Below are 19,300 nucleotides of genomic sequence, written 5' to 3'. Positions count from 1 at the left end.
ACTGATATTTATGGGATGCGATGTAGATTTTTATCTTTTAAAAAGAGATGTTTTAGTTGCTAAATTCATTGAACTTGAAAAAAACGACGATGATTATATTTTTTTTAAGAATTACTTGATTGAAAAAAATATTATTGAAGGAAATACATATTCTAAAACAGATGCAAATATCCTAATTCAGAAAATTAAAAGGGATACGTTATTATTAAAAAGGGATGAATTGTACTACATCAGAAGTTATATTTTTGAAGTATCTGTAGGAATAAAAAAATACGGTTATATTCCCGAAGACAAGAGATTTGTAAAAAAAATGAAGCAATTTGGGTTCGAATTAATACATGAAATATCACATGGCTGCGCAAGTCTTTTTCTTTTAAGTCTTGGTGATTCTGAATCTGTAGATTATTCAAGTTGGAATTATGATGAAAGAGACAGGATGAATCTTAAAAAAGAAGAGTTTTTAAGAGAACTGGATTATATTATACTTCTACATAGTAAAATACAACTCAGGGAATGTGATGATTTGGATAAAAAAAATGAACTAATTGGGACTATTAATAATCTTGAAAAAAATGAGTTATTGAAAAATATAGTTGAAAGTCATTTTGATACCGCTATGGAAGATGAAAAGCTAATGAATAATAGCTGGACGATACTTTTTAATGCTAGAGAACTGACCAAAAAAGTTGAAACTGTTGAGGACGGTATTATAATTTTAGATTCTTAAAAAAAAAACAGTATTGTTTGTTTTATAACATTTTGTTATTTTTTGTGAAGCGTCTTGTTTTGACTTTTATATTGTATACTTTTGCATTATAATTTAGATTTAATTCATACTATAAAAATATAAAAATGAGAATAGCCGTTGTAGGTGCCACTGGTATGGTTGGCGAGATAATGCTTAAAGTTTTGGCGGAAAGAAATTTTCCTGTTACAGAATTAATTCCTGTTGCATCTGAGAAATCAGTTGGAAAAGAAATTGAATATAAAGGAACAAAATATAAAGTTGTAGGAATGCAAACGGCAGTTGATATGAAAGCTGATATCGCTGTTTTTTCTGCAGGAGGAGATACATCATTAGAATGGGCTCCAAAATTTGCAGCAGCCGGAACAACTGTTATTGATAATTCATCGGCTTGGAGAATGGACCCAACAAAAAAATTGATAGTTCCGGAAATCAATGCTACAAGCTTAACAAAAGAAGATAAAATTATTGCAAATCCAAACTGCTCAACTATTCAAATGGTTTTGGCATTGGCTCCATTGCACAAAAAATACAACATTAAAAGAATCATTGTTTCTACTTACCAATCTATCACAGGAACTGGAGTAAAAGCGGTAAGACAATTAGAAAACGAGTACGCTGGAGTTCAGGGAGAAATGGCTTATAAATATCCAATTCACAGAAATGCAATTCCACATTGCGACAGTTTTGAAGAAAACGGATACACTAAAGAAGAAATGAAATTAGTTCGTGAAACTCAAAAAATCCTTGATGATAAAACGATTAGAGTTACAGCTACTGCGGTTCGTGTTCCTGTTGTTGGCGGACATAGCGAAGCGGTAAATGTTGAGTTTACAAATGATTTTGATGTAAATGAAGTTCGCGAAATTCTTCATAATACTGATGGAGTAGTAGTTCAGGATAATTTAGACACATTTACTTATCCAATGCCATTATATGCAGAAGGTAAAAATGATGTTTTTGTTGGAAGAATCCGTCGTGACGAAAGCCAGCCAAATACTTTAAACATGTGGATCGTTGCTGACAACTTAAGAAAAGGTGCTGCAACAAACACAATTCAAATCGCCGAGTATTTAATTCAGGCTGGTTTGGTATAAACTAGAGATTAAAGAAAATTGTTATAAAGAAAAGACCGTAATTACAGTAATGTAATTGCGGTTTTTTTGTATAGAATTATGAAGAACTATAATTAAGAAAAGATATTTTTGTTCTATTAAAACGGTGAAAGTATGAGAACAGAAACTAGCCATTTTTGGTTTGGAAAATTTAAATCAGAAGAAGCATATTTTGATTTTTTAGGTGAAAATGAAACTTATTATGAAGATGATGAAGAAGAAAAATACATATCAGAATTTGCAAAATCTCAAAGTGAGAATTTTTTAGATCATGACTTTATGGAAAGTGGATTTGAAAATGAAAATGTCTCCTTTGAAGAAAAATTTAGTCCATATTCGTATTCTGAAAAATGGCTTGCAGAAGCTAGAGAAAGAGTAGTCAAACAAAATCAAGATCCTGAAAAAGTTAATACAGTTGTATTTATTTCAAAAGATCAGATTCAAAAGCCAATTTCGATACAGGATTCAAAATTTGAGTTGATATATATTGGCGAGATTGAATATGAAATTTGAGCGAAAGACAGAAATGATTTTAGTAAAAATCTTATCTTTATAAATACAAAAGGTATGAACTTCGATAATTACAAAATAATCCCAAACTACAAGACTAATAAAACGGATTTATTCCTTGCCGATGAAGAGGATATTCTGGCTTGCGAAAAGACATTAAATATCGTTTTTGATGAAGATTATAAAGAATATGTTTCAACGTATGGAAGCGGAATTCTTGGCGGAACTTATGTTAGAATCTATCTTCCGGAAACTATAATTTTGACTTTGTCAGAATGGAAAAGCCGTATTGCCGAATATTGGTTTTGGGATGAAGGTGCAGCTGTTTTGACAAAGGACGAAGTTTTAAACGCTGTTAGAATTGGAGATACTTATGACGGAGATGAAATTATTCTTCTTAAAAATGAATGTTTTATTTTGCCAAGACATAGCGAAATGATTTACAAAGCAGGAAACACACTTGAAGAAACTATAAATTGGTTGTGCTCGTCAGGAATCTTAACTGAAGCATTTTCTGAAAGAGAATTTGAGCCTTTTGACCCAACTGATCTTTCATAAAATCGAAATAAAAAATCCAAATTCCAAAACAACATCTGTTATTTGGAATTTGGATTTTATCCCGAAGCTTCGGGGATTGAAAATTTCTTATTTTAGTATTCAGGTGCTAATTCCAGCTCTAATCCTTCTAATTCTGTAGTAATTGGTATCTGGCAACCTAAACGGCTATTAGCTTTAACATAAAATGCCTCCGAAAGCATAGCTTCTTCTTCATCTCCCATTTCTGGTAATGCAATATCATTTAGAACGTAACATTGGCAAGAAGCACACATTGCCATTCCTCCGCAGGTTCCTTCAACAGGAAGTTCGTATGCTTTGCATAACTCCATTATGTTCATTGCCATATCAGTTGGAGCTTGTAATTCGTGTATAACTCCTTCTCGATCTTTAATCTTTATTAATACATCCATTTTAATTATTTGGAATTTTTGTTCGGATTTGATAACATGAACAAATCCTTATTTAAATTAACTTGTTGGTTTTAAGCTAAAGGCGTATTCTCGTCTTTCGTTGTCTTTTGAATGTATTTTAATACCCAGAATATTACCTCCTTTGTTTAAAATTGTTATTACAGCAATTATCGAATAATAATCTCTATCAGATTGAAAAATCAGAGTTCCTTCATAAGTTGTATTTACTACCCCTTGTTTATCCGTTTGTGCTGTGAGTTTTCTTGGATGAGAAAACTCAGCGGAACTGTAGGTTGCTTTGTTTGAGAACTTTGCTTTTCCGTCGCAAAGATCATACAAAAAATCATAATTACCAATTCTAAGACTTCCTTCTTCGTTACTTGGTATTGTTGAAAATACAATTTGACCTGAATAGTTAAAATCTGACCATTCTTCATCTTCGTTCAACCAGGCTTTATCGACAACTAATGTTGCAGCACTTTGTTGAGCATGACTTAACGTTAAGAAAAGAAACAATAAAAAGAGAGTGTAATATTTCTTCATAAATTTAAGATTTAGAGGTTCCTTCACAAATTTAAGTTAAAAATGTAAAAACACTCCCCTAAAACCCTTAAATCTTTGGATTGTTTTTTGCTAAATCTGCAATTTATTGCTATATTGTGATTGCTTTTTTGTGGTTTTACAAGTTAAATGACTTAAGCGCTATTATTCTTGTTAATTTAACATACTTCAAAAAGGCTAAAAAATATAGTTTTTACTACATTATATTTACCACAGTTTCTATTTGTGGAGCATATTTTTTTATTGTTGTTTCAACTCCTGCTTTAAGTGTCATTTGGTTTACACTGCAGCTAATACATGCTCCTTCAAGACGAACTTTGACATGTTTGTCATCGTCTATAGAAACTAGTGTAATGTCTCCTCCATCAGAATTTAAAAAAGGTCTGATTTCGTCCAGAGCCAATAATACGTTGCTTGTTAATTCTTCTGTTGTCATAATTTTATCAATTGGATAATTAGTTAATTAGATAATTAGAAAATTCACTTTGAAGTAAAATTATCTAATTATCTAATTTTCATATTATCTCATTAGTTTTATCTCAATTATCTAATTTATTTCTTTACTGCTGAACAACCTGCCATTGTTGTAATTTTTATGGCTTCTGTTGCAGGCAGGTTATCGTTTCTGTTAACTGTTTCCTGTACAACATTTCGAGTTATTTCTTCAAAAATGGTTTCGATCACCGAAGCTGTCTGTAAAGCTGCCGGGCGTCCGTAATCTCCTGCTTCACGAATTGATTGTACAATTGGCACTTCTCCTAAGAACGGCACATTCAAATCTTCTGCAAGATTTTTAGCTCCTTCCTGTCCAAAGATATAATATTTATTATCAGGTAATTCTTCTGGTGTAAAGTATGCCATATTTTCGATAATTCCCAAAACAGGAACATTGATGTTGTCTTGCATAAACATTGCAACTCCTTTTTTAGCATCGGCAAGAGCCACAGCTTGAGGGGTACTTACTACTACAGCACCCGTAATAGGCAATGATTGCATGATCGAAAGGTGAATATCTCCAGTTCCCGGAGGTAAGTCAATTAGCATAAAGTCTAATTCTCCCCAATCTGCATCAAAAATCATTTGGTTCAAAGCTTTAGCAGCCATTGGACCTCTCCAGATTACTGCCTGACTTGGAGCCGTGAAAAAACCGATAGAAAGTATTTTGATTTCATAACTTTCAATTGGTTTCATTTTTGATTTTCCGTCAACGGTAATCGAAACTGGTTTTTCGTTTTCTACATCAAACATAATAGGCATAGAAGGACCGTAGATATCAGCATCCAGAACTCCAACATTAAAACCCATTTTTGCAAGTGTTACGGCAAGATTTGCTGTAACTGTAGATTTTCCAACTCCTCCTTTACCAGAAGCAACGGCAATTATATTTTTGATTCCCGGAATTGCTTTCCCTTTTATTTCATTAGGATTTTCCTTGGCTTCAACTTTAATGTTTACTTTAACTTTTGCATCAGCAGAGATCAAATCATGAATCGTTTTTTTGATATCATCTTCGGCTCTCTTTTTAATGTGCATTGCCGGAGTATGTAATAGTAAATCTACGACAACTTCGTCGCCAAAAGTTAGTACATTGGTAACAGCACCACTTTCAACCATATTTTTTCCTTCTCCTGCTATAGTGATTGTTTCTAAAGCTTTAAGAATTTCTTTCCTGTCTAATTTCATTTTAATCGTCTGTTTTCTAATGAAGGAAACCAATTTAACAACTGTGTTTATTTAAACTGATTTCAGACTACAAAGATAACAGATTATGTTCGGATTCAAACGCTTTTAGATTGTATTTATTGATATTAGGATTGGTTAGAATGATTCTATCTTATTTGAATTTTGAGTTTCTAATCGGATAAATCATTGTGATGGCTTTTTGATCATTTCTTATGAAGATCTTATTTAAGGGTTGGATGTTTGATTTTTAGTATAAATTTAGAGCGTTTCATGCTATAATTGTCAATAATCTTGGCTATATTTGAGTACCCTAAATCGATGGATTTCCAATAATTTAAAAAATGTGTGAAAACTTATTTTTAGGTATTCTATGAGTTTTCGTTATTTTTTAAATATGATTTTTTTAAAAATTTAAACCTTAAAAATATGCGAAATTTTACTTCTCTATCTGTAATTATTGCTTTTAGTTTTTTAATGTTTTCTTTTGGCTCTATAAATAATACGAGCAAATTAAAAAATGAGAAAGCAATATCGGAAGATGCTTTTAAAACCAATTACTGCACTTCTTTGTTTGTTATTAATACTGAGGCAATTAATAATTTTTATAAAAAATATCCCAAATTAAAGATTTATCAAAAAGATGTAGAAGATCTGTATAAAAAGAAAGAATTTAAGTCGATTTGGTACGATGATAAAAACATTAGTGAATTTGGATCTTTATTATACCATAAAGTACGACAACTCAATGAACAAGGTATTAAAGCAACAATGCCTTACAGAAATTTGATAGATGATGTTTTTAATGAAAATGTGACAGAAGATTTACCTCAGATAGACACAGAACTTTTGTTGTCTAATATGTATGTGTTTTATGCCAGCAATGTTTACTCAGGAGTTGATCCTGCTACTTTAAAGAAAATTGGCTGGTTCTTGCCTACAAAAAGTATTTCGTATACAAAAATATTAGATTCACTTATGGTTGATCCTGACAGGTTAAACAAAGACGAAAATCTATTGTTTGGACAGTATTATAAACTTAAAGCAGTCTTAAAAAAATACCGTACAATCGAGAAAAATAATCTTTGGAAAAAGATAGAAATCGATAGTGCCAATTATAAAGATTTAAAACCTTTTGACAGCGGCGTTGCAGTAAAACAAATTAGAGAACGCTTGTTTGTTGTGGGAGATCTGGCGCAAGATTCTAAAAGAGATGTGTATGACGAAGAGATGATGGCCGGTGTTTTGAAGTATAAAAAAAGATATGGACTTAAATTAAATTATACTTTAACCAAAGAGCATATCGACCAGATGAATGAGCCAATTAGCAAAAGAATCAAGACTATAATGCTAAATATGGAACGTTGTCGATGGATACCGACAAATTTGGCGCAGGCAAATGAGTATATCATGGTTAATATACCATCGTTTAAACTAGTGTATGTTAAAAACGGAAAATATGATTTAGTTTCGGATGTTTTTGTGGGAACGAGAATGACCGAAACAGTAATCTTTAGCGGAATGATGGACAGAATTGTATTTAGTCCGTATTGGTATGTTCCGCAGAGTATCATTAAGAACGAATTAAAACTTAAAATGGCAGAAGATAAAAACTATCTGGCAGATCATAATATGGAGTGGAATGGCGGAAATGTCAGACAAAAACCGGGACCAAAAAACTCTTTAGGATTGGTGAAATTTATGTTTCCAAATCCAAATGATATTTATTTGCATGATACACCGGCAAAAAGTTTGTTTGAATTTGAAAAACGTATTTTTAGCCACGGCTGTATCAATGTAAAAGAAGCAAAAAACTTAGCACTTGAAATTTTAAAAGACGATCCGGATTGGCCAGTTAGCAAAATTGACAGCGCAATGAGCGGCGAAAAAGAAACAACCTGCAAATTGAAAAATAAAATTCCAATCTATATTGGTTATTTTACCGCCTGGGTAAGTGACGACGGAGAAATTGGATTTTACCCTGATGTATATGACAGAGATCCGCAGTTAGATAAATTACTTTATTCAGATACTCTTGCTATGAAATAAGACATTAAGCAGTTAAATCTTGGAGGTTTTATCTGTTAAATAAAAAACTAGAGAAACCCGTCAGATTTTATTAATCTGACGGGTTTCTTTAAAAAAAAAATGGTCTACAAGCTTATTCGTATTTTAAATATTTTAAGATATCTATTTTGGTTACCTGATAGGCTTTAGTTAAAACAATTAGTAAAGTTAAAAACAGTAAAGAAACTAATGCAACACTAAATGGAATAGCTGAAACTCCGATTCTGAAAGCAAAATTTTCCAGCCATTTTTGCAATAAAATATAAGCAGGAACAATCCCGATTGCAAATCCCATTAAACAGAAAAGAATATATTGTCTTGATAATTCTTTTAATAAAATATCAGTTTCGGCACCCAAAGTTTTTCTGATAGCAATTTCTTTTAACCTTCTTTCCATTGAGAATGATGCTAAAGCAAACAATCCAAAAATGGCAATGATGATTACAACAAGGTTTAAAATGAAAAATAAATTCTTTTGTTTTACCTGTTCTTCATAAGTTTTGGCAAATCCTTTGTTTACAAATTCATAATCAAACGGATAATCAGGATTTACATTAGTTTCCCAATATGTTTTTAGTTTAGCTAAAGTTTCAGTCAGATTATTAGGGGAAACTTTTACATAAACATTATCAAAATTATTCCATTTTAAAGTTTTCATGTTGATAAAAACCATCGGAGGAACTTTGTTTTGAAGTCCTGTAATGTGAAAATCTTTGACAACTCCAACAACTTTAAATTTTAAGTTTTCTTCATTACCCCAACCCGAGGTTATTACTGTATTTATAGGGTTTTTAAGTCCTAATAGTTTAGCTAAGGTTTCATTTATCAGCCAATTGTTGATCGTGTCCGAAGCAAATTTAGGAGATAAATCCCGGCCTTCAACAATCTTAATTTTCATCATTTCGAGAAAACCAAAATCCATTTCAACATTTCGTGGTTGTACAAAAACACCATTGTGTGTAAAACCGGAACTCGAGTTTGTACTGTTACCAAAAGAACCTGCAAAAGTAGAAACATCCTCAACTCCTGACATTTTACTGATTTCTTGTTTTGTAGTAAAATATTTTTGAGCTTTTTTACTATGATCAGCCGAATTAAATGGGATTCTGATGACCTGATTACCGCTAAAACCAAGATCTTTATTCATCATATAATCAACCTGAGAATTTACAATTAAAGCACCGATGATGAAAAATGCTGCGATCCCAAATTGAAAAATAAGCATCGAATTTCTAATCCAGATACCGCTTTTACTTCTCGAAAAGTTTCCTTTTAAGACTTTTAAAGTTTCAAAGTTTGAGATATAAATGGCTGGGAATATACCTGCAAGAATGATTACTAATCCAAATATTAAAATAAGCTGCAGGTAAAATTCGCCTCCATTCATAGTTAGAGTTTTGCCTAAAAAAGAATTATAATAAGGCAAAGAAAGTTCTACTATTGCCAAAGCAAAAATAATCGCCAAAACAACAATAATAGCAGTCTCAAATATAAACTGAGCGATAATTTGATTTTTACTTGCACCAACAATTTTACGAACACCTACTTCTTTGGCACGTTTTATAGCCGAAGCTGTTGCCAGATTAATGTAGTTTACAAGAGACAAAATCAAAATCAAAATTGATAATCCAGCCATAATATAAAGAAGCTGTAGATTTCCTTTTCCTTCAGGAGTTGTTGATCCGGAAGCTTTTGTACCATGTAGATGTAAAGTTTTTAACTGATCCAGAATAATCTTGATTTCTCCATTTTCCTTTACATATTGGGCTACAGTCTGACCACTTTCTTTTGCGTCTTTTAAAGTCCTGTTGACATAATTGACATTATGCATTTTCTTTAAAACTACAGCAGGGTCAACATTCTTTTTGATTTTGACCATCATACCATAATTGAAATTCCCCCATTGGTTAAGGTCCTGTTCACGCATAACTCCTCCAAAAACATAATTAGGTTCAAAAGAAGAAGGTTTCATAATGCGATAAAGCGCCTTTACGATATAAGATTTGTTATCATAAATAATAGATTTTCCAATTGGATCTTCGTCTTTAAAAAGCAGTTTTGCCTGATCTTCTGCAATAGCAACACTATTTTTTTCTTTTAAAATGTCTTTTTTAGAACCTTTTATTATTGGAAAAGGGAAAAAATCAAAAAAGTTACTGTCAGAAATCGTAATTTTTTTATCGATTACTTTTTGATTTTGATATTTGATAACAGATTCACCATACCAAATGTTTAAAAAACAAATTTGCTCAATTTCAGGAATCGTTGCTTTACAAGTTTGCCCAAAAGGAATTGAACTCGTTGCCCAAGTGTCTCCAGTTGCGCCTATTACATTCAGGACTTGATAAGAATTCTCTTTTTCGGGATTCCATTGATCATATGAGTTTTCGTTATTCCAATATAAAATTGCAAAAATAACCCCTGCAATTCCAATGCTTAAACCCATAACATTCAAAAACGAAAACAGTTTGTTTTGCTTTAAATGATAAATAAATATTTTAAACCAGTTAAAAATCATTGCTTAGTTTTTTTATAGTTATTTTTAGAAGTTTGATAAATTTCTAAAAAAGGTTAGTTGTTAGATAATAGCCAATACTTTGCAAACAAATCCTACCAGGAAAGTGATTACAGTGATAATAAAATTGATCATTTTGAAATTATTTAGCGTCCATAAAAACATCCACATTTCTCTGATTTAATCGCTCAGAGAATATAACACCGTCTTTCATATGAATCGTTCTTTGCGAAAACGAAGCATCATAATCAGAGTGGGTAACCATCAAAATTGTAGCACCTTTAGCATGCAAATCAGTTAAAAGTTCCATAACCTCATTACCATTTTTACTGTCCAGATTTCCTGTTGGCTCATCGGCCAAAATGATTTTTGGATCATTTACCAAAGCCCTTGCAACAGCAACTCTCTGTTGTTGTCCTCCTGAAAGTTGCTGAGGATAATGTTTTAAACGATGCGAAATGTTTAGCTTCTCGGCAATCGCTTCGATTTTTTGTTTTCGTTCCGATGCTTTTACATTGTTATAAAGCAAAGGCAATTCGATATTATCATATACAGAAAGTTCGTCGATCAGATTAAAATTCTGAAAAATGAATCCAATATTTTCTTTACGAACTTGAGCTCTTCCTTTTTCTTTTAAGCCAATCATTTCCTGACCTAATAATTTATAACTTCCATCAGTTGCACCATCCAGAAGTCCAATGATATTCAATAAAGTAGATTTTCCGCAACCTGAAGGTCCCATGATAGTTAAAAAATCACCTTTTTTAATTTCTACATTAATACCGCTCAAAGCTGAGGTTTCTACTTCTTCGGTTCTAAAAACTTTGGTTAAATTTTGAATTGTTATCATATCTTTTTTAAGGTATTAATTGTTGTTGATTGTGTTTTTTGATTGATGATTGAAACTCTTTATTTTTTTGCCACGAATTACACGAATTCGCACTAATTATTTTTATTTTTTTTTGGCCTCGAAAATAAAAATTCGCGCTCATTCGTGAAATTCGTGGCGAACTTTTTAATCGGTTTTTGTGACTACTGTGACTGCGAATTACTAATCGATAATTCTTCAATGTCTTTATAATCTGCATATGACGATGTAATCACAGATTCGCCTTCTTTCAAGCCATCAAGAACTTCATAATACGAAGGGTTTTCTCTGCCCAGTTTTATGTTTCTTCTTTCTGCTTTATTGCCTTTTACTACAAAAATCCATTTTCCTGCAGTTTCCTGATTAAAGCTTCCTTTTGGAATAACTAGAGTTTTATTCTTTTCAGATAAAATCAATTTCACGCCAAAACTTAAACCGTCTTGTAAAGTAATTTGCTCTTTAGAAGTAAAAGCCAATTCTACAGTAAAATGTCCGCTTTTAACCTCAGGGATTACTTTGGTAACCAAAACTTCCAATATTTTTCCTTTAAATTCTACCTGACCTTTTAAGCCTTCGCGAACTTTTTCCAAATAGAATTCATCAACGTCAGCCGTAAGTTTGTAACCTTTTTTCGAATCGATTTTCCCGATGCTTTCTCCCGCTTGAAAAGTTTTTCCTAAAATAGGTTCAAATGAAGTCAATCGACCGGTTTCCGGCGCAGTAATCAAAAAGTTCTTTTTGTTATCTCTTAAGATATCCAAACTTTTCTCCATGGTTTGAATGGAACGATTGATTTGCGAAATCTGAACTTGATTCGTTTGTTTCTCCTTTTGAATGCTTTGCTGAATCGTTCTTTTGCGCTCTTCCTGAAAACGAAGACTTTCTTTAAACGTATTCCAGTCATTTTTAGAAATCACCTCTTTATCATATAATTTAGCGTTCATGTCATACAATCTTTTCGCGTCATTATAATCATGTTCGATCAAAACTAAATCTTTGTTAAGGTTTAATTCCTGATTTCTGATATTCAGTTTTCCGGTATTCAAATTGTTGATTTGTTCAATAATTGCCGTTTCCTGAGTTAGGTAATTAAGTTCAGTGTTCGGGTTGTACAAACGTGCCAGCGATTGCCCTTTAGTTACCATTGCACCATTTTCGACAAAAATTTCTTTTACAGATCCACCTTCAGTAACATTTACTAACATTACATTTAGAGGTTCAACTTTAGCCTGAAAAACGACGAAATCTTCAAAAAAAGCTTTTTCAATTTTTTGAATCGAAAGCTCGTCTGATTTTACATTCAAGCTTCTTTTTGTGTTAAAAGAAAAAAAGATGATCACAGCCAAAACTAAAAAAACAGTAATTGCTATTGTGAGATATCTAAATTTTCTATTTTTACGAGGGATTACCTTATCCATTTTTTAAATAATTTACTGATAGTCAATAGGTAAATACTGTGCCATAAAATTTATTATTTGTAAAGTATTGATTTTAAAGAAGCTTTAAAAACTATTAAAAAAAGGACTGTTCGATAATGAACAGTTGACCGTTCGATATCGAACAAAAAAAGACAGCATGCGAAAAAAACAAGCCCAAATATTAATCGTCGACGATCAGGAAGAAATTCTTTTTTCGGCAAAAATGATTCTCAAAAAACACTTCGAGACTATTTTTACGACAAATAGTCCCAAAAAAATCATTTCTCTTTTAAGCGAAAATGATATAAATGTGGTTTTATTAGACATGAATTATAGAATTGGTTTTGAAGATGGGAGAGAAGGAATTCATTGGCTAAAAGAAATTAAAACACTTTCGCCACAAACGATCGTGATTTTAATGACCGCATTTGGTAAAATTGAAACAGCCGTTGAGGGAATTAAAATTGGCGCTTTCGATTATGTTTTGAAACCGTGGCATAACGAAAAATTACTCGAGACAATTGATAAGGCTGTCGCCGAAAGTAGAAAAAACACCAAAAAAGTTGTAGAAGAAAAAATAGAAAAAAGATACTTTGTTGGAACTTCGCAAAAAATAAAACAAGCCTATTCTATTGCCGAAAAAGTAGCTAAAACAGATGCTAATGTTCTAATTCTGGGCGAAAATGGAACAGGTAAATATGTTTTTGCCGAATTTATTCATCAAAATTCAGAGCGAAAAAATCAGCCTTTTGTACACGTTGATTTAGGTTCCTTAAGTGATAATTTGTTCGAAAGTGAGCTTTTTGGATACGCGAAAGGTGCTTTTACAGATGCGAAAACAGATACAGCCGGAAGGTTTGAAATGGCTTCAGGCGGAACTATTTTTCTGGATGAAATAGGGAATATTCCTCTTCATTTGCAAGCTAAATTATTGCATGTTTTGCAAACTAAAACCGTTACGCGTCTCGGCGAAAGCAAAGCCAGACCATTAAATGTTCGCATAATTGCCGCGACAAACAGTGATATAAAAGCCGAGGTGAAAAATAAAACATTTAGAGAAGATTTGCTGTATCGAATCAATACAATGGAAATTCATTTGCCATCATTGCGTGAACGAAAAGATGATATTGTACCAATGGCTCATTTTATTTTAGATCAAATTGCCGAAAAATACAATCATGGTCCCGAAGCTTCGGGATGGCAATTTGAAGATAATGTTGCGCCATATTTAGAAAAATATCCGTGGAAAGGGAATGTGCGTGAAATGGAAAATAAGATTGAACGCGCCTTGATTTTAGCCGATAATAATACAATAGGTGTACAGGATCTGGATATTTTGAACTTTGAAGATTTCCAGGAAAACGACGAAAATCCATTGTCTGAGATGGAGCGAAATGTAATCGAAAAAGCCTTATTTAAACACCACGGCAACATCAGTAAAACCGCCGAAGAACTTGGTTTGTCAAGAGCTGCATTATACAGAAGAATTGAGAAATACGATTTGAAAAACTCATAAAATAAAAAACTAGTTTTGCCACAGATTAAAGGATTAGAATGATTCTTAGAATTTGTTTCACGCAGATTCTGCAGATTTAGGCAGATTTTTTATTTTAATCTGTTTTAATCTGTTTTAATCTGCTTCAATCTTTTTAAGATCTGCGTGAAACAATTTTTTTTAATCTTTTATCCCGATAGCTATCGGGAGTCGCAATAAAAAATAAAAACATGAAAAACTGGAAGTTTTATAATGCATTATTTGTGAGGGTATTGTTTGTAATGATACTCTTTTTCTTTTGCGTTTTTTTGAGCTATAAAACATTTTATTACAACGCGCTGTTAGTTGGTTTTTTTGCTATTGTGATGTTGTTTGAGATGTACTTTTTTGTCAAAAACAGCTTGTTGTTTTATGACAGAGCATTGCTTTCGATGTTGAAAAAAGATTTTACGACCAATTTTCCTGAAGCCAATAAAAGAGATAGTTTCAAAAACTTATATCTTTTGTATGATGCTTTAAAAGTGCAGCAACAAGAGCAAACTTCAAAAGAACTTGTTTATCAGTCTATTTTAAATAGTATCGATACCGCCGCTTTAATCTTAGAAAAGGAAAATGAGGAATGGAATATATTTTTAATGAACGATTGCTTTTCCAGCTTATTCAAAGTGCCAAAAGTCAGCCATTGGAAGTACCTTAAAAATTATTTGCCATCACTTTGTACTGAAATTGAAAATGTAGGTTTCACAGATTTAAAATCAGCAATTTCGATAAAAATTGAAGAACAGGATTTGCAGACTTTTATGCTGCAAACGTCGCATGCAAAAACGTATAATAAAGAGTATTTTATAGTTTTATTAGACAGTATTCAGCGTGTAATAGAGAAAAAAGAAAAAGAAGCCTGGATTAATCTGATGAAAATTATTTCGCATGAATTAATGAATTCCCTAACGCCAATTCGAGCGCTTTCGCAGAATTTACTCCACATAGTTGATCAGGAAAAATTAGAAGATGATGATTTTGAAGACATTAAAAGCAGTATTTCGACCATTATAAATCGAAGCGATCATTTGCAGGTTTTTGTTGAGAACTACAGAAAACTAGCCATGCTGCCGACACCAACAAAGGAAATGACGCCTATAAACGCACTTTTCGAAGATTGCCTCCGAATCATGAGTCCAATTTTAAAAGCAGAAAATATTGAATTTGTTAACGAGATTCATAGCTCACGTTCGATTTTAATTGATAAAAATCAAATGGAGCAAGTGATTATTAATTTGATCACGAACAGTATTTATGCTTTGAAAGATAAGAGCGAAAAGAAAATGTTTTTATCCAGTTATACCGAAAACAACCGATTTTTTATCGTCATTTCAGACAATGGAAAAGGAATTGATCAGGAAATTAGAGATAAAGTATTCTTGCCGTTTTTCACCACTCGAAAAGATGGAGCAGGAATTGGATTGACGCTTTCTAAAAATATCATCGAAGCACACGGCGGTTATCTAAGCTACCAAACCGATGAAGATAAAACGAGCTTTGTGATTTGTTTAATTTGATATTGAACCATATAAGTGATATAAGTTCATTTTAGCTTTGGTTTACTTTGTCATTTAGTCTCGCAATCCCGATAGCTATCGGGAGCAGAGTCGCAAAGTTTTTTATTTCACGCAGATTTTGCAGATTCTAGCAGATTTAATTAGATTATCTACGTACATCTGCTTAAATTTTTTTGAAATCTGCGTGAAATAAGTGACTACAAATAAAAAACTTTGCAGATCTGCGAGAGATTTATACGCAAACCTTAAATGAACTTATATCACTTATATGGTAGAAACTTCTGGTGTCCAAAAGTGTTTCTCCAAATCTATAATTTGATTGTTTTCTACAATAATACCTTCGCTTTCCAAAAGTTGCTGCATTAAATTGGTTCCGTCAAAATGATGTTTTCCGGTCAAAAGGCCTTTTCTGTTTACAACTCTGTGCGCAGGAACATCATCCATATTATGACAAGCATTCATGGCCCAGCCTACCATTCGGGCAGAACGTGCGGTTCCTAAAGCTTTTGCAATAGCACCATAAGAAGTTACTTTTCCGTACGGAATTTGTCTTGCAATAGCATAAACTCTTTCAAAAAAATTATCTTCAGCCATACGTTTAAATTATTTTACCATTAAGATATTAAGTTTCATGAAGTAAGAGCTTAATTTTTGATCTAAAAACAATTAAGAAAGTTAGGTTTTTACAAAGTACTGCTTAATTTTTCTTAATCTCTTAATGGTTTAATCTTATCCGAAATAGTAATTCAGAATATTAAAAAGTGTCCCTACAGCGATTAAACCTGTAATGCTCCCTATAATAGTATTCATATTTCGCATTAGATAATCGGTCTTCTTTTCTATTCTTCCAAAGAAGCCAATGTAGCTGTATAAAGCAGCAAATGAACCCAAAACAGACCCAAATACAAAAGTAAAAATAATGTTGTGTTCGAATGCAAAAAGATGATAAGAAGCCAGAGTAACACTCACAACAACATAATACGGAATCGGGAAAAAGTTCAAGCCCGAAAGTAACATGCCTAAAAAGAAACGACTCTTTTTACTGCTTTTTTTAATCTTGGATTTTTTGGCTTTTGGTTCTTTTGCGATAAACAAAAAGTAAATCGTTAAGATAGAGAAAATAACAAACCCAACTTCGCGTAACAGCGTTACAACATCCGGACGATTGTCAATTACCTGCGCAAATAGAACCGCTAAAGAAACCTGAAAAAAGATCACTAAAACAGCTCCGGCAACAAACCACAAAGCATTCTTTTTACCCTCTTTCAAATTTACTTTGGCTGCGGTCATGTTGATTAATCCAGGCGGAATAATCCCAATGAAAGCGGCAAGAAAACCTAAAAGTAATGGGGTAAGTAATGCCATTCAATTATTTAATGGGTTTGAAAATTCGTTTTAAAATTAAATTAGTCTTTAATTTTAAAGCGAATATACGTAATTGCCTTGTTAATTTCTAAATATTGTTTCTCGTAAAAAGTCTGAAAAGCAGTAACTTCTTCCGGACTTCCTTCATTTGTGTATACGTTGTGGTTGGCATATAAAACCTCGTGTCCTTCACCATGCAGTAATCCCAGTGTATAACCGTGCATAAATTCACTGTCGGTTTTTAAGTTTACGACACCGTCTTTTTTAAGAATTCTTTTGTATAATTTCAAAAATTCAGAATTGGTCATTCTGTGTTTTGTTCTCTTGTATTTGATTTGCGGATCCGGAAAAGTAATCCAGATTTCATCCACTTCATTTTCGGCAAAAATATGATTGATTAATTCGATTTGAGTTCGAATAAAAGCAACATTATGCAAGCCGTTTTCTACAGCGGTTTTAGCACCTCTCCAGAAACGAGCCCCTTTGATATCAATTCCGATAAAATTTTTGTTAGGATATCTTTCTGCCAATCCAACAGAATATTCTCCTTTTCCACATCCTAATTCTAAAACTAAAGGATTATCATTTTTAAAGAAATCAGAGTTCCATTTTCCTTTTAAAGGCATTAAATCGCCTACAACTTCTTCTCTGGTTGGTTGAAAAACGTTTTGAAACGTTTCGTTTTCTCTGAATCTTTTTAGTTTATTTTTACTTCCCACTTTTACAAAAATTTTCAGCAAAATTAAGGAATATAAACGAATGATTACTGAGCAATTGTGTTTAAATTTTTTGCGACGAATTACACGAATTTTCACGAATTAATTTTCATGGTTTGAGCGAAAAAAAAATTAGAGAAAATTCGTGTAATTTGTGGCAACCTTTTTTATCCGTAATGTGCTTCCGTAATTGGTTTTAATTTAGGATCAAGCGTTTCATCGTGTTGCGATAAATCCAATCCAATATGTTCGTTTTCTTCTGAAACTCGTAGCGGAATAATAAAGTTCGTTACTTTAAACAAGAAATATGCTCCAAAGAAAGTAAAAAGCGAAACCAGAACCAATGCCATCATGTGGTGTGCAAAAACATTCCATCCACCGTGTAGCAAACTTGCATCTTCGCCATGAGCGAAAATAGCCGTAAGTATCATTCCCATAATTCCGCCTACACCATGACAAGCAAAAACATCAAGCGTATCATCAAATCTTTTAGAGAAGCGACAGTTTACAACAGAATTTGAAACTAAGGCAGTCACAAACCCGAAGAACATACTTTCAGGAACCGACACATATCCTGCGGCAGGTGTAATAGCAACCAAACCTACAACAGCCCCGATACAAGCGCCAAGAGCCGAAACTTTCCTTCCGTTCATACGATCGAAGAAAACCCAGGTTAACATGGCTGCAGCCGATGAAGTTGTTGTTGTTGCAAAAGCCATTGCAGCAGTTCCGTTGGCAGCAAGAGCAGATCCGGCGTTGAATCCGAACCATCCAAACCATAACATTCCCGTTCCTAACAATACAAACGGAATATTGGTTGGTATATGTTGGCTATTTTTTCTTTTTCCTAAAACCAGAACTCCCGCCAAAGCAGCAAATCCTGAACTCATGTGTACTACAGTTCCTCCGGCGAAATCTTTTACGCCAAAATAAGTTCCTAAAATTCCTGTTGGATACCAAACCGAATGGCACAAAGGCGCATAAATAAAGATGGTAAACAAACTAATGAATAATAAATATGATATAAAACGAACACGCTCTGCAAACGAACCTGTAATAATTGCCGGAGCAATAATGGCAAATTTCATTTGGAACAAAGCAAATAACATAAACGGAATCGTACTTGCCAATTGTTTATGAGGCAAAACGCCCACATAATCCATAAAAGCAAAAGTCCTTGGATCGCCAAAGAAACTATAAAAGTGACCTCCCGAACTAAATCCTACAGGATCTCCAAAAGCCAAACTAAAAGCAACCACAACCCATAAAAGAGTTACAACGCCCAAACAAATGAAACTTTGCAACATGGTCGAAATTACATTTTTTCGCCCAACCATTCCTCCGTAGAAAAATGACAATCCGGGAGTCATAATCAAAACCAGACAACAAGAAGTTAACATCCAGGCAACATCAGCAGGTACAATATGATCGGTTGTACCAAATTCTGATAATACATAACTATTTTGAGTAACAGTTGGCCAAAATGCCCCCGTAATACAAACAATACTTATAATAATAAAGGAGATGATCCAGCGTTTTTCTATTTTCATTTTTCAAATACTTTATTTAACCCTATTTTTTTTGGGGTCAAAGTTAAAAAAAAATAAAGATTTTGATTTTGAAGGCTGTTAAAATAGAGGTGTTGCTTTTATTTTAGTTAATATTGTAAAATTCGAACCATTTTTTTGAGACAATCTTATTTTGAACTTCCAAATAATGGG

At 32.7% G+C, this 19,300-nt stretch carries 18 protein-coding genes; 7 read left to right on the top strand and 11 right to left on the bottom strand.

Going from position 1 to position 19,300, the window contains the following annotated elements; all coding sequences use genetic code 11:
* The first annotated feature begins 10 nt into the window (after positions 1 to 10).
* From CHB81_RS00780 to CHB81_RS00765, 4 genes are all read left to right on the top strand, one after another.
* The gene (locus tag CHB81_RS00780; RefSeq protein WP_089349985.1) at positions 11 to 727 is read left to right on the top strand and encodes a hypothetical protein; all 717 of its coding nucleotides are present in this window, start codon (positions 11 to 13) and stop codon (positions 725 to 727) included.
* Between the two features lie 125 nt (positions 728 to 852).
* Positions 853 to 1,842, top strand: a complete 990-nt coding sequence (locus tag CHB81_RS00775; protein WP_089349984.1) for an aspartate-semialdehyde dehydrogenase — start codon at positions 853 to 855, stop codon at positions 1,840 to 1,842.
* A gap of 132 nt (positions 1,843 to 1,974) precedes the next feature.
* Positions 1,975 to 2,373 carry an immunity 22 family protein gene (locus tag CHB81_RS00770; RefSeq protein ID WP_089349983.1) on the top strand — a complete coding sequence of 133 codons (399 nt, stop codon included), beginning with the start codon at positions 1,975 to 1,977 and terminating at the stop codon, positions 2,371 to 2,373.
* Between the two features lie 54 nt (positions 2,374 to 2,427).
* Complete coding sequence (locus CHB81_RS00765; protein WP_089349982.1) at positions 2,428 to 2,928, top strand: SMI1/KNR4 family protein; 501 nt, start codon at positions 2,428 to 2,430, stop codon at positions 2,926 to 2,928.
* Positions 2,929 to 3,020: 92 nt separating this feature from the next.
* Here CHB81_RS00765 and CHB81_RS00760 read toward each other — a convergent pair whose 3' ends face one another.
* From CHB81_RS00760 to CHB81_RS00745, 4 genes are all read right to left on the bottom strand, one after another.
* A complete protein-coding gene (locus CHB81_RS00760) occupies positions 3,021 to 3,338 on the bottom strand; it encodes a 2Fe-2S iron-sulfur cluster-binding protein (protein ID WP_089349981.1) in 318 nt (105 codons plus the stop codon).
* A gap of 57 nt (positions 3,339 to 3,395) precedes the next feature.
* Complete coding sequence (locus CHB81_RS00755; RefSeq protein WP_089349980.1) at positions 3,396 to 3,881, bottom strand: hypothetical protein; 486 nt, start codon at positions 3,879 to 3,881, stop codon at positions 3,396 to 3,398.
* Positions 3,882 to 4,095: 214 nt separating this feature from the next.
* Positions 4,096 to 4,335, bottom strand: a complete 240-nt coding sequence (locus CHB81_RS00750) for a NifU family protein (RefSeq protein WP_089349979.1) — start codon at positions 4,333 to 4,335, stop codon at positions 4,096 to 4,098.
* 116 nt (positions 4,336 to 4,451) lie between these two features.
* Positions 4,452 to 5,582 (bottom strand): Mrp/NBP35 family ATP-binding protein, encoded by a 1,131-nt coding sequence (locus CHB81_RS00745; protein WP_089349978.1) that lies wholly within the window; start codon positions 5,580 to 5,582, stop codon positions 4,452 to 4,454.
* Positions 5,583 to 6,008: 426 nt separating this feature from the next.
* On the opposite strand from CHB81_RS00745, the gene CHB81_RS00740 reads away from it, so the two are divergent.
* A complete protein-coding gene (locus CHB81_RS00740; RefSeq protein WP_089349977.1) occupies positions 6,009 to 7,628 on the top strand; it encodes a murein L,D-transpeptidase in 1,620 nt (539 codons plus the stop codon).
* A gap of 112 nt (positions 7,629 to 7,740) precedes the next feature.
* On the opposite strand, the gene CHB81_RS00735 is transcribed toward CHB81_RS00740, so the two are convergent.
* The 3 genes from CHB81_RS00735 to CHB81_RS00725 all read right to left on the bottom strand — a co-directional run bounded on the left by CHB81_RS00735 (position 7,741) and on the right by CHB81_RS00725 (position 12,447).
* Positions 7,741 to 10,164 carry an ABC transporter permease gene (locus tag CHB81_RS00735; RefSeq protein WP_089349976.1) on the bottom strand — a complete coding sequence of 808 codons (2,424 nt, stop codon included), beginning with the start codon at positions 10,162 to 10,164 and terminating at the stop codon, positions 7,741 to 7,743.
* Between the two features lie 139 nt (positions 10,165 to 10,303).
* On the bottom strand, positions 10,304 to 11,011 hold the full coding sequence (locus CHB81_RS00730) for an ABC transporter ATP-binding protein (protein WP_089349975.1): 708 nt from the start codon (positions 11,009 to 11,011) through the stop codon (positions 10,304 to 10,306).
* 182 nt (positions 11,012 to 11,193) lie between these two features.
* Positions 11,194 to 12,447, bottom strand: coding sequence for an efflux RND transporter periplasmic adaptor subunit (locus CHB81_RS00725; RefSeq protein WP_089349974.1), 1,254 nt, complete (start codon positions 12,445 to 12,447; stop codon positions 11,194 to 11,196).
* A 157-nt stretch (positions 12,448 to 12,604) separates the two neighbouring features.
* Between CHB81_RS00725 and CHB81_RS00720 the strand changes: the two genes are divergently transcribed.
* On the top strand, positions 12,605 to 13,963 hold the full coding sequence (locus CHB81_RS00720; protein ID WP_089349973.1) for a sigma-54 dependent transcriptional regulator: 1,359 nt from the start codon (positions 12,605 to 12,607) through the stop codon (positions 13,961 to 13,963).
* A 209-nt stretch (positions 13,964 to 14,172) separates the two neighbouring features.
* Positions 14,173 to 15,498 carry a PAS domain-containing sensor histidine kinase gene (locus CHB81_RS00715; protein WP_089349972.1) on the top strand — a complete coding sequence of 442 codons (1,326 nt, stop codon included), beginning with the start codon at positions 14,173 to 14,175 and terminating at the stop codon, positions 15,496 to 15,498.
* A 264-nt stretch (positions 15,499 to 15,762) separates the two neighbouring features.
* Here CHB81_RS00715 and CHB81_RS00710 read toward each other — a convergent pair whose 3' ends face one another.
* The 4 genes from CHB81_RS00710 to CHB81_RS00695 all read right to left on the bottom strand — a co-directional run bounded on the left by CHB81_RS00710 (position 15,763) and on the right by CHB81_RS00695 (position 19,129).
* Entirely contained in the window at positions 15,763 to 16,092 is a 330-nt protein-coding gene (locus tag CHB81_RS00710) for an MGMT family protein (protein WP_089349971.1), read from the bottom strand.
* A gap of 135 nt (positions 16,093 to 16,227) precedes the next feature.
* Complete coding sequence (locus CHB81_RS00705; protein ID WP_089349970.1) at positions 16,228 to 16,863, bottom strand: LysE family transporter; 636 nt, start codon at positions 16,861 to 16,863, stop codon at positions 16,228 to 16,230.
* Positions 16,864 to 16,904: 41 nt separating this feature from the next.
* Entirely contained in the window at positions 16,905 to 17,582 is a 678-nt protein-coding gene (gene trmB / locus CHB81_RS00700) for a tRNA (guanosine(46)-N7)-methyltransferase TrmB (RefSeq protein ID WP_089350263.1), read from the bottom strand.
* Positions 17,583 to 17,746: 164 nt separating this feature from the next.
* Positions 17,747 to 19,129 carry an ammonium transporter gene (locus CHB81_RS00695; protein WP_089349969.1) on the bottom strand — a complete coding sequence of 461 codons (1,383 nt, stop codon included), beginning with the start codon at positions 19,127 to 19,129 and terminating at the stop codon, positions 17,747 to 17,749.
* Positions 19,130 to 19,300 lie beyond the last annotated feature (171 nt).

This window comes from Flavobacterium sp. ov086, from assembly GCF_900187965.1.
GTDB lineage: Bacteria > Bacteroidota > Bacteroidia > Flavobacteriales > Flavobacteriaceae > Flavobacterium.
Note: the sequence above shows the minus strand (reverse complement) of the source record. Positions and strands in the feature narration are given on the sequence as shown.

Bases quoted from the DNA above. Each gene is read 5' to 3' on its own strand.
- CHB81_RS00780 (WP_089349985.1), top strand. From the start codon at position 11: ATGGGATGCGATGTAGATTTTTATCTTTTAAAAAGAGATGTTTTAGTT.
- CHB81_RS00775 (WP_089349984.1), top strand. From the start codon at position 853: ATGAGAATAGCCGTTGTAGGTGCCACTGGTATGGTTGGCGAGATAATG.
- CHB81_RS00770 (WP_089349983.1), top strand. From the start codon at position 1,975: ATGAGAACAGAAACTAGCCATTTTTGGTTTGGAAAATTTAAATCAGAA.
- CHB81_RS00765 (WP_089349982.1), top strand. From the start codon at position 2,428: ATGAACTTCGATAATTACAAAATAATCCCAAACTACAAGACTAATAAA.
- CHB81_RS00760 (WP_089349981.1), bottom strand. From the start codon at position 3,338: ATGGATGTATTAATAAAGATTAAAGATCGAGAAGGAGTTATACACGAA.
- CHB81_RS00755 (WP_089349980.1), bottom strand. From the start codon at position 3,881: ATGAAGAAATATTACACTCTCTTTTTATTGTTTCTTTTCTTAACGTTA.
- CHB81_RS00750 (WP_089349979.1), bottom strand. From the start codon at position 4,335: ATGACAACAGAAGAATTAACAAGCAACGTATTATTGGCTCTGGACGAA.
- CHB81_RS00745 (WP_089349978.1), bottom strand. From the start codon at position 5,582: ATGAAATTAGACAGGAAAGAAATTCTTAAAGCTTTAGAAACAATCACT.
- CHB81_RS00740 (WP_089349977.1), top strand. From the start codon at position 6,009: ATGCGAAATTTTACTTCTCTATCTGTAATTATTGCTTTTAGTTTTTTA.
- CHB81_RS00735 (WP_089349976.1), bottom strand. From the start codon at position 10,164: ATGATTTTTAACTGGTTTAAAATATTTATTTATCATTTAAAGCAAAAC.
- CHB81_RS00730 (WP_089349975.1), bottom strand. From the start codon at position 11,011: ATGATAACAATTCAAAATTTAACCAAAGTTTTTAGAACCGAAGAAGTA.
- CHB81_RS00725 (WP_089349974.1), bottom strand. From the start codon at position 12,447: ATGGATAAGGTAATCCCTCGTAAAAATAGAAAATTTAGATATCTCACA.
- CHB81_RS00720 (WP_089349973.1), top strand. From the start codon at position 12,605: ATGCGAAAAAAACAAGCCCAAATATTAATCGTCGACGATCAGGAAGAA.
- CHB81_RS00715 (WP_089349972.1), top strand. From the start codon at position 14,173: ATGAAAAACTGGAAGTTTTATAATGCATTATTTGTGAGGGTATTGTTT.
- CHB81_RS00710 (WP_089349971.1), bottom strand. From the start codon at position 16,092: ATGGCTGAAGATAATTTTTTTGAAAGAGTTTATGCTATTGCAAGACAA.
- CHB81_RS00705 (WP_089349970.1), bottom strand. From the start codon at position 16,863: ATGGCATTACTTACCCCATTACTTTTAGGTTTTCTTGCCGCTTTCATT.
- CHB81_RS00695 (WP_089349969.1), bottom strand. From the start codon at position 19,129: ATGAAAATAGAAAAACGCTGGATCATCTCCTTTATTATTATAAGTATT.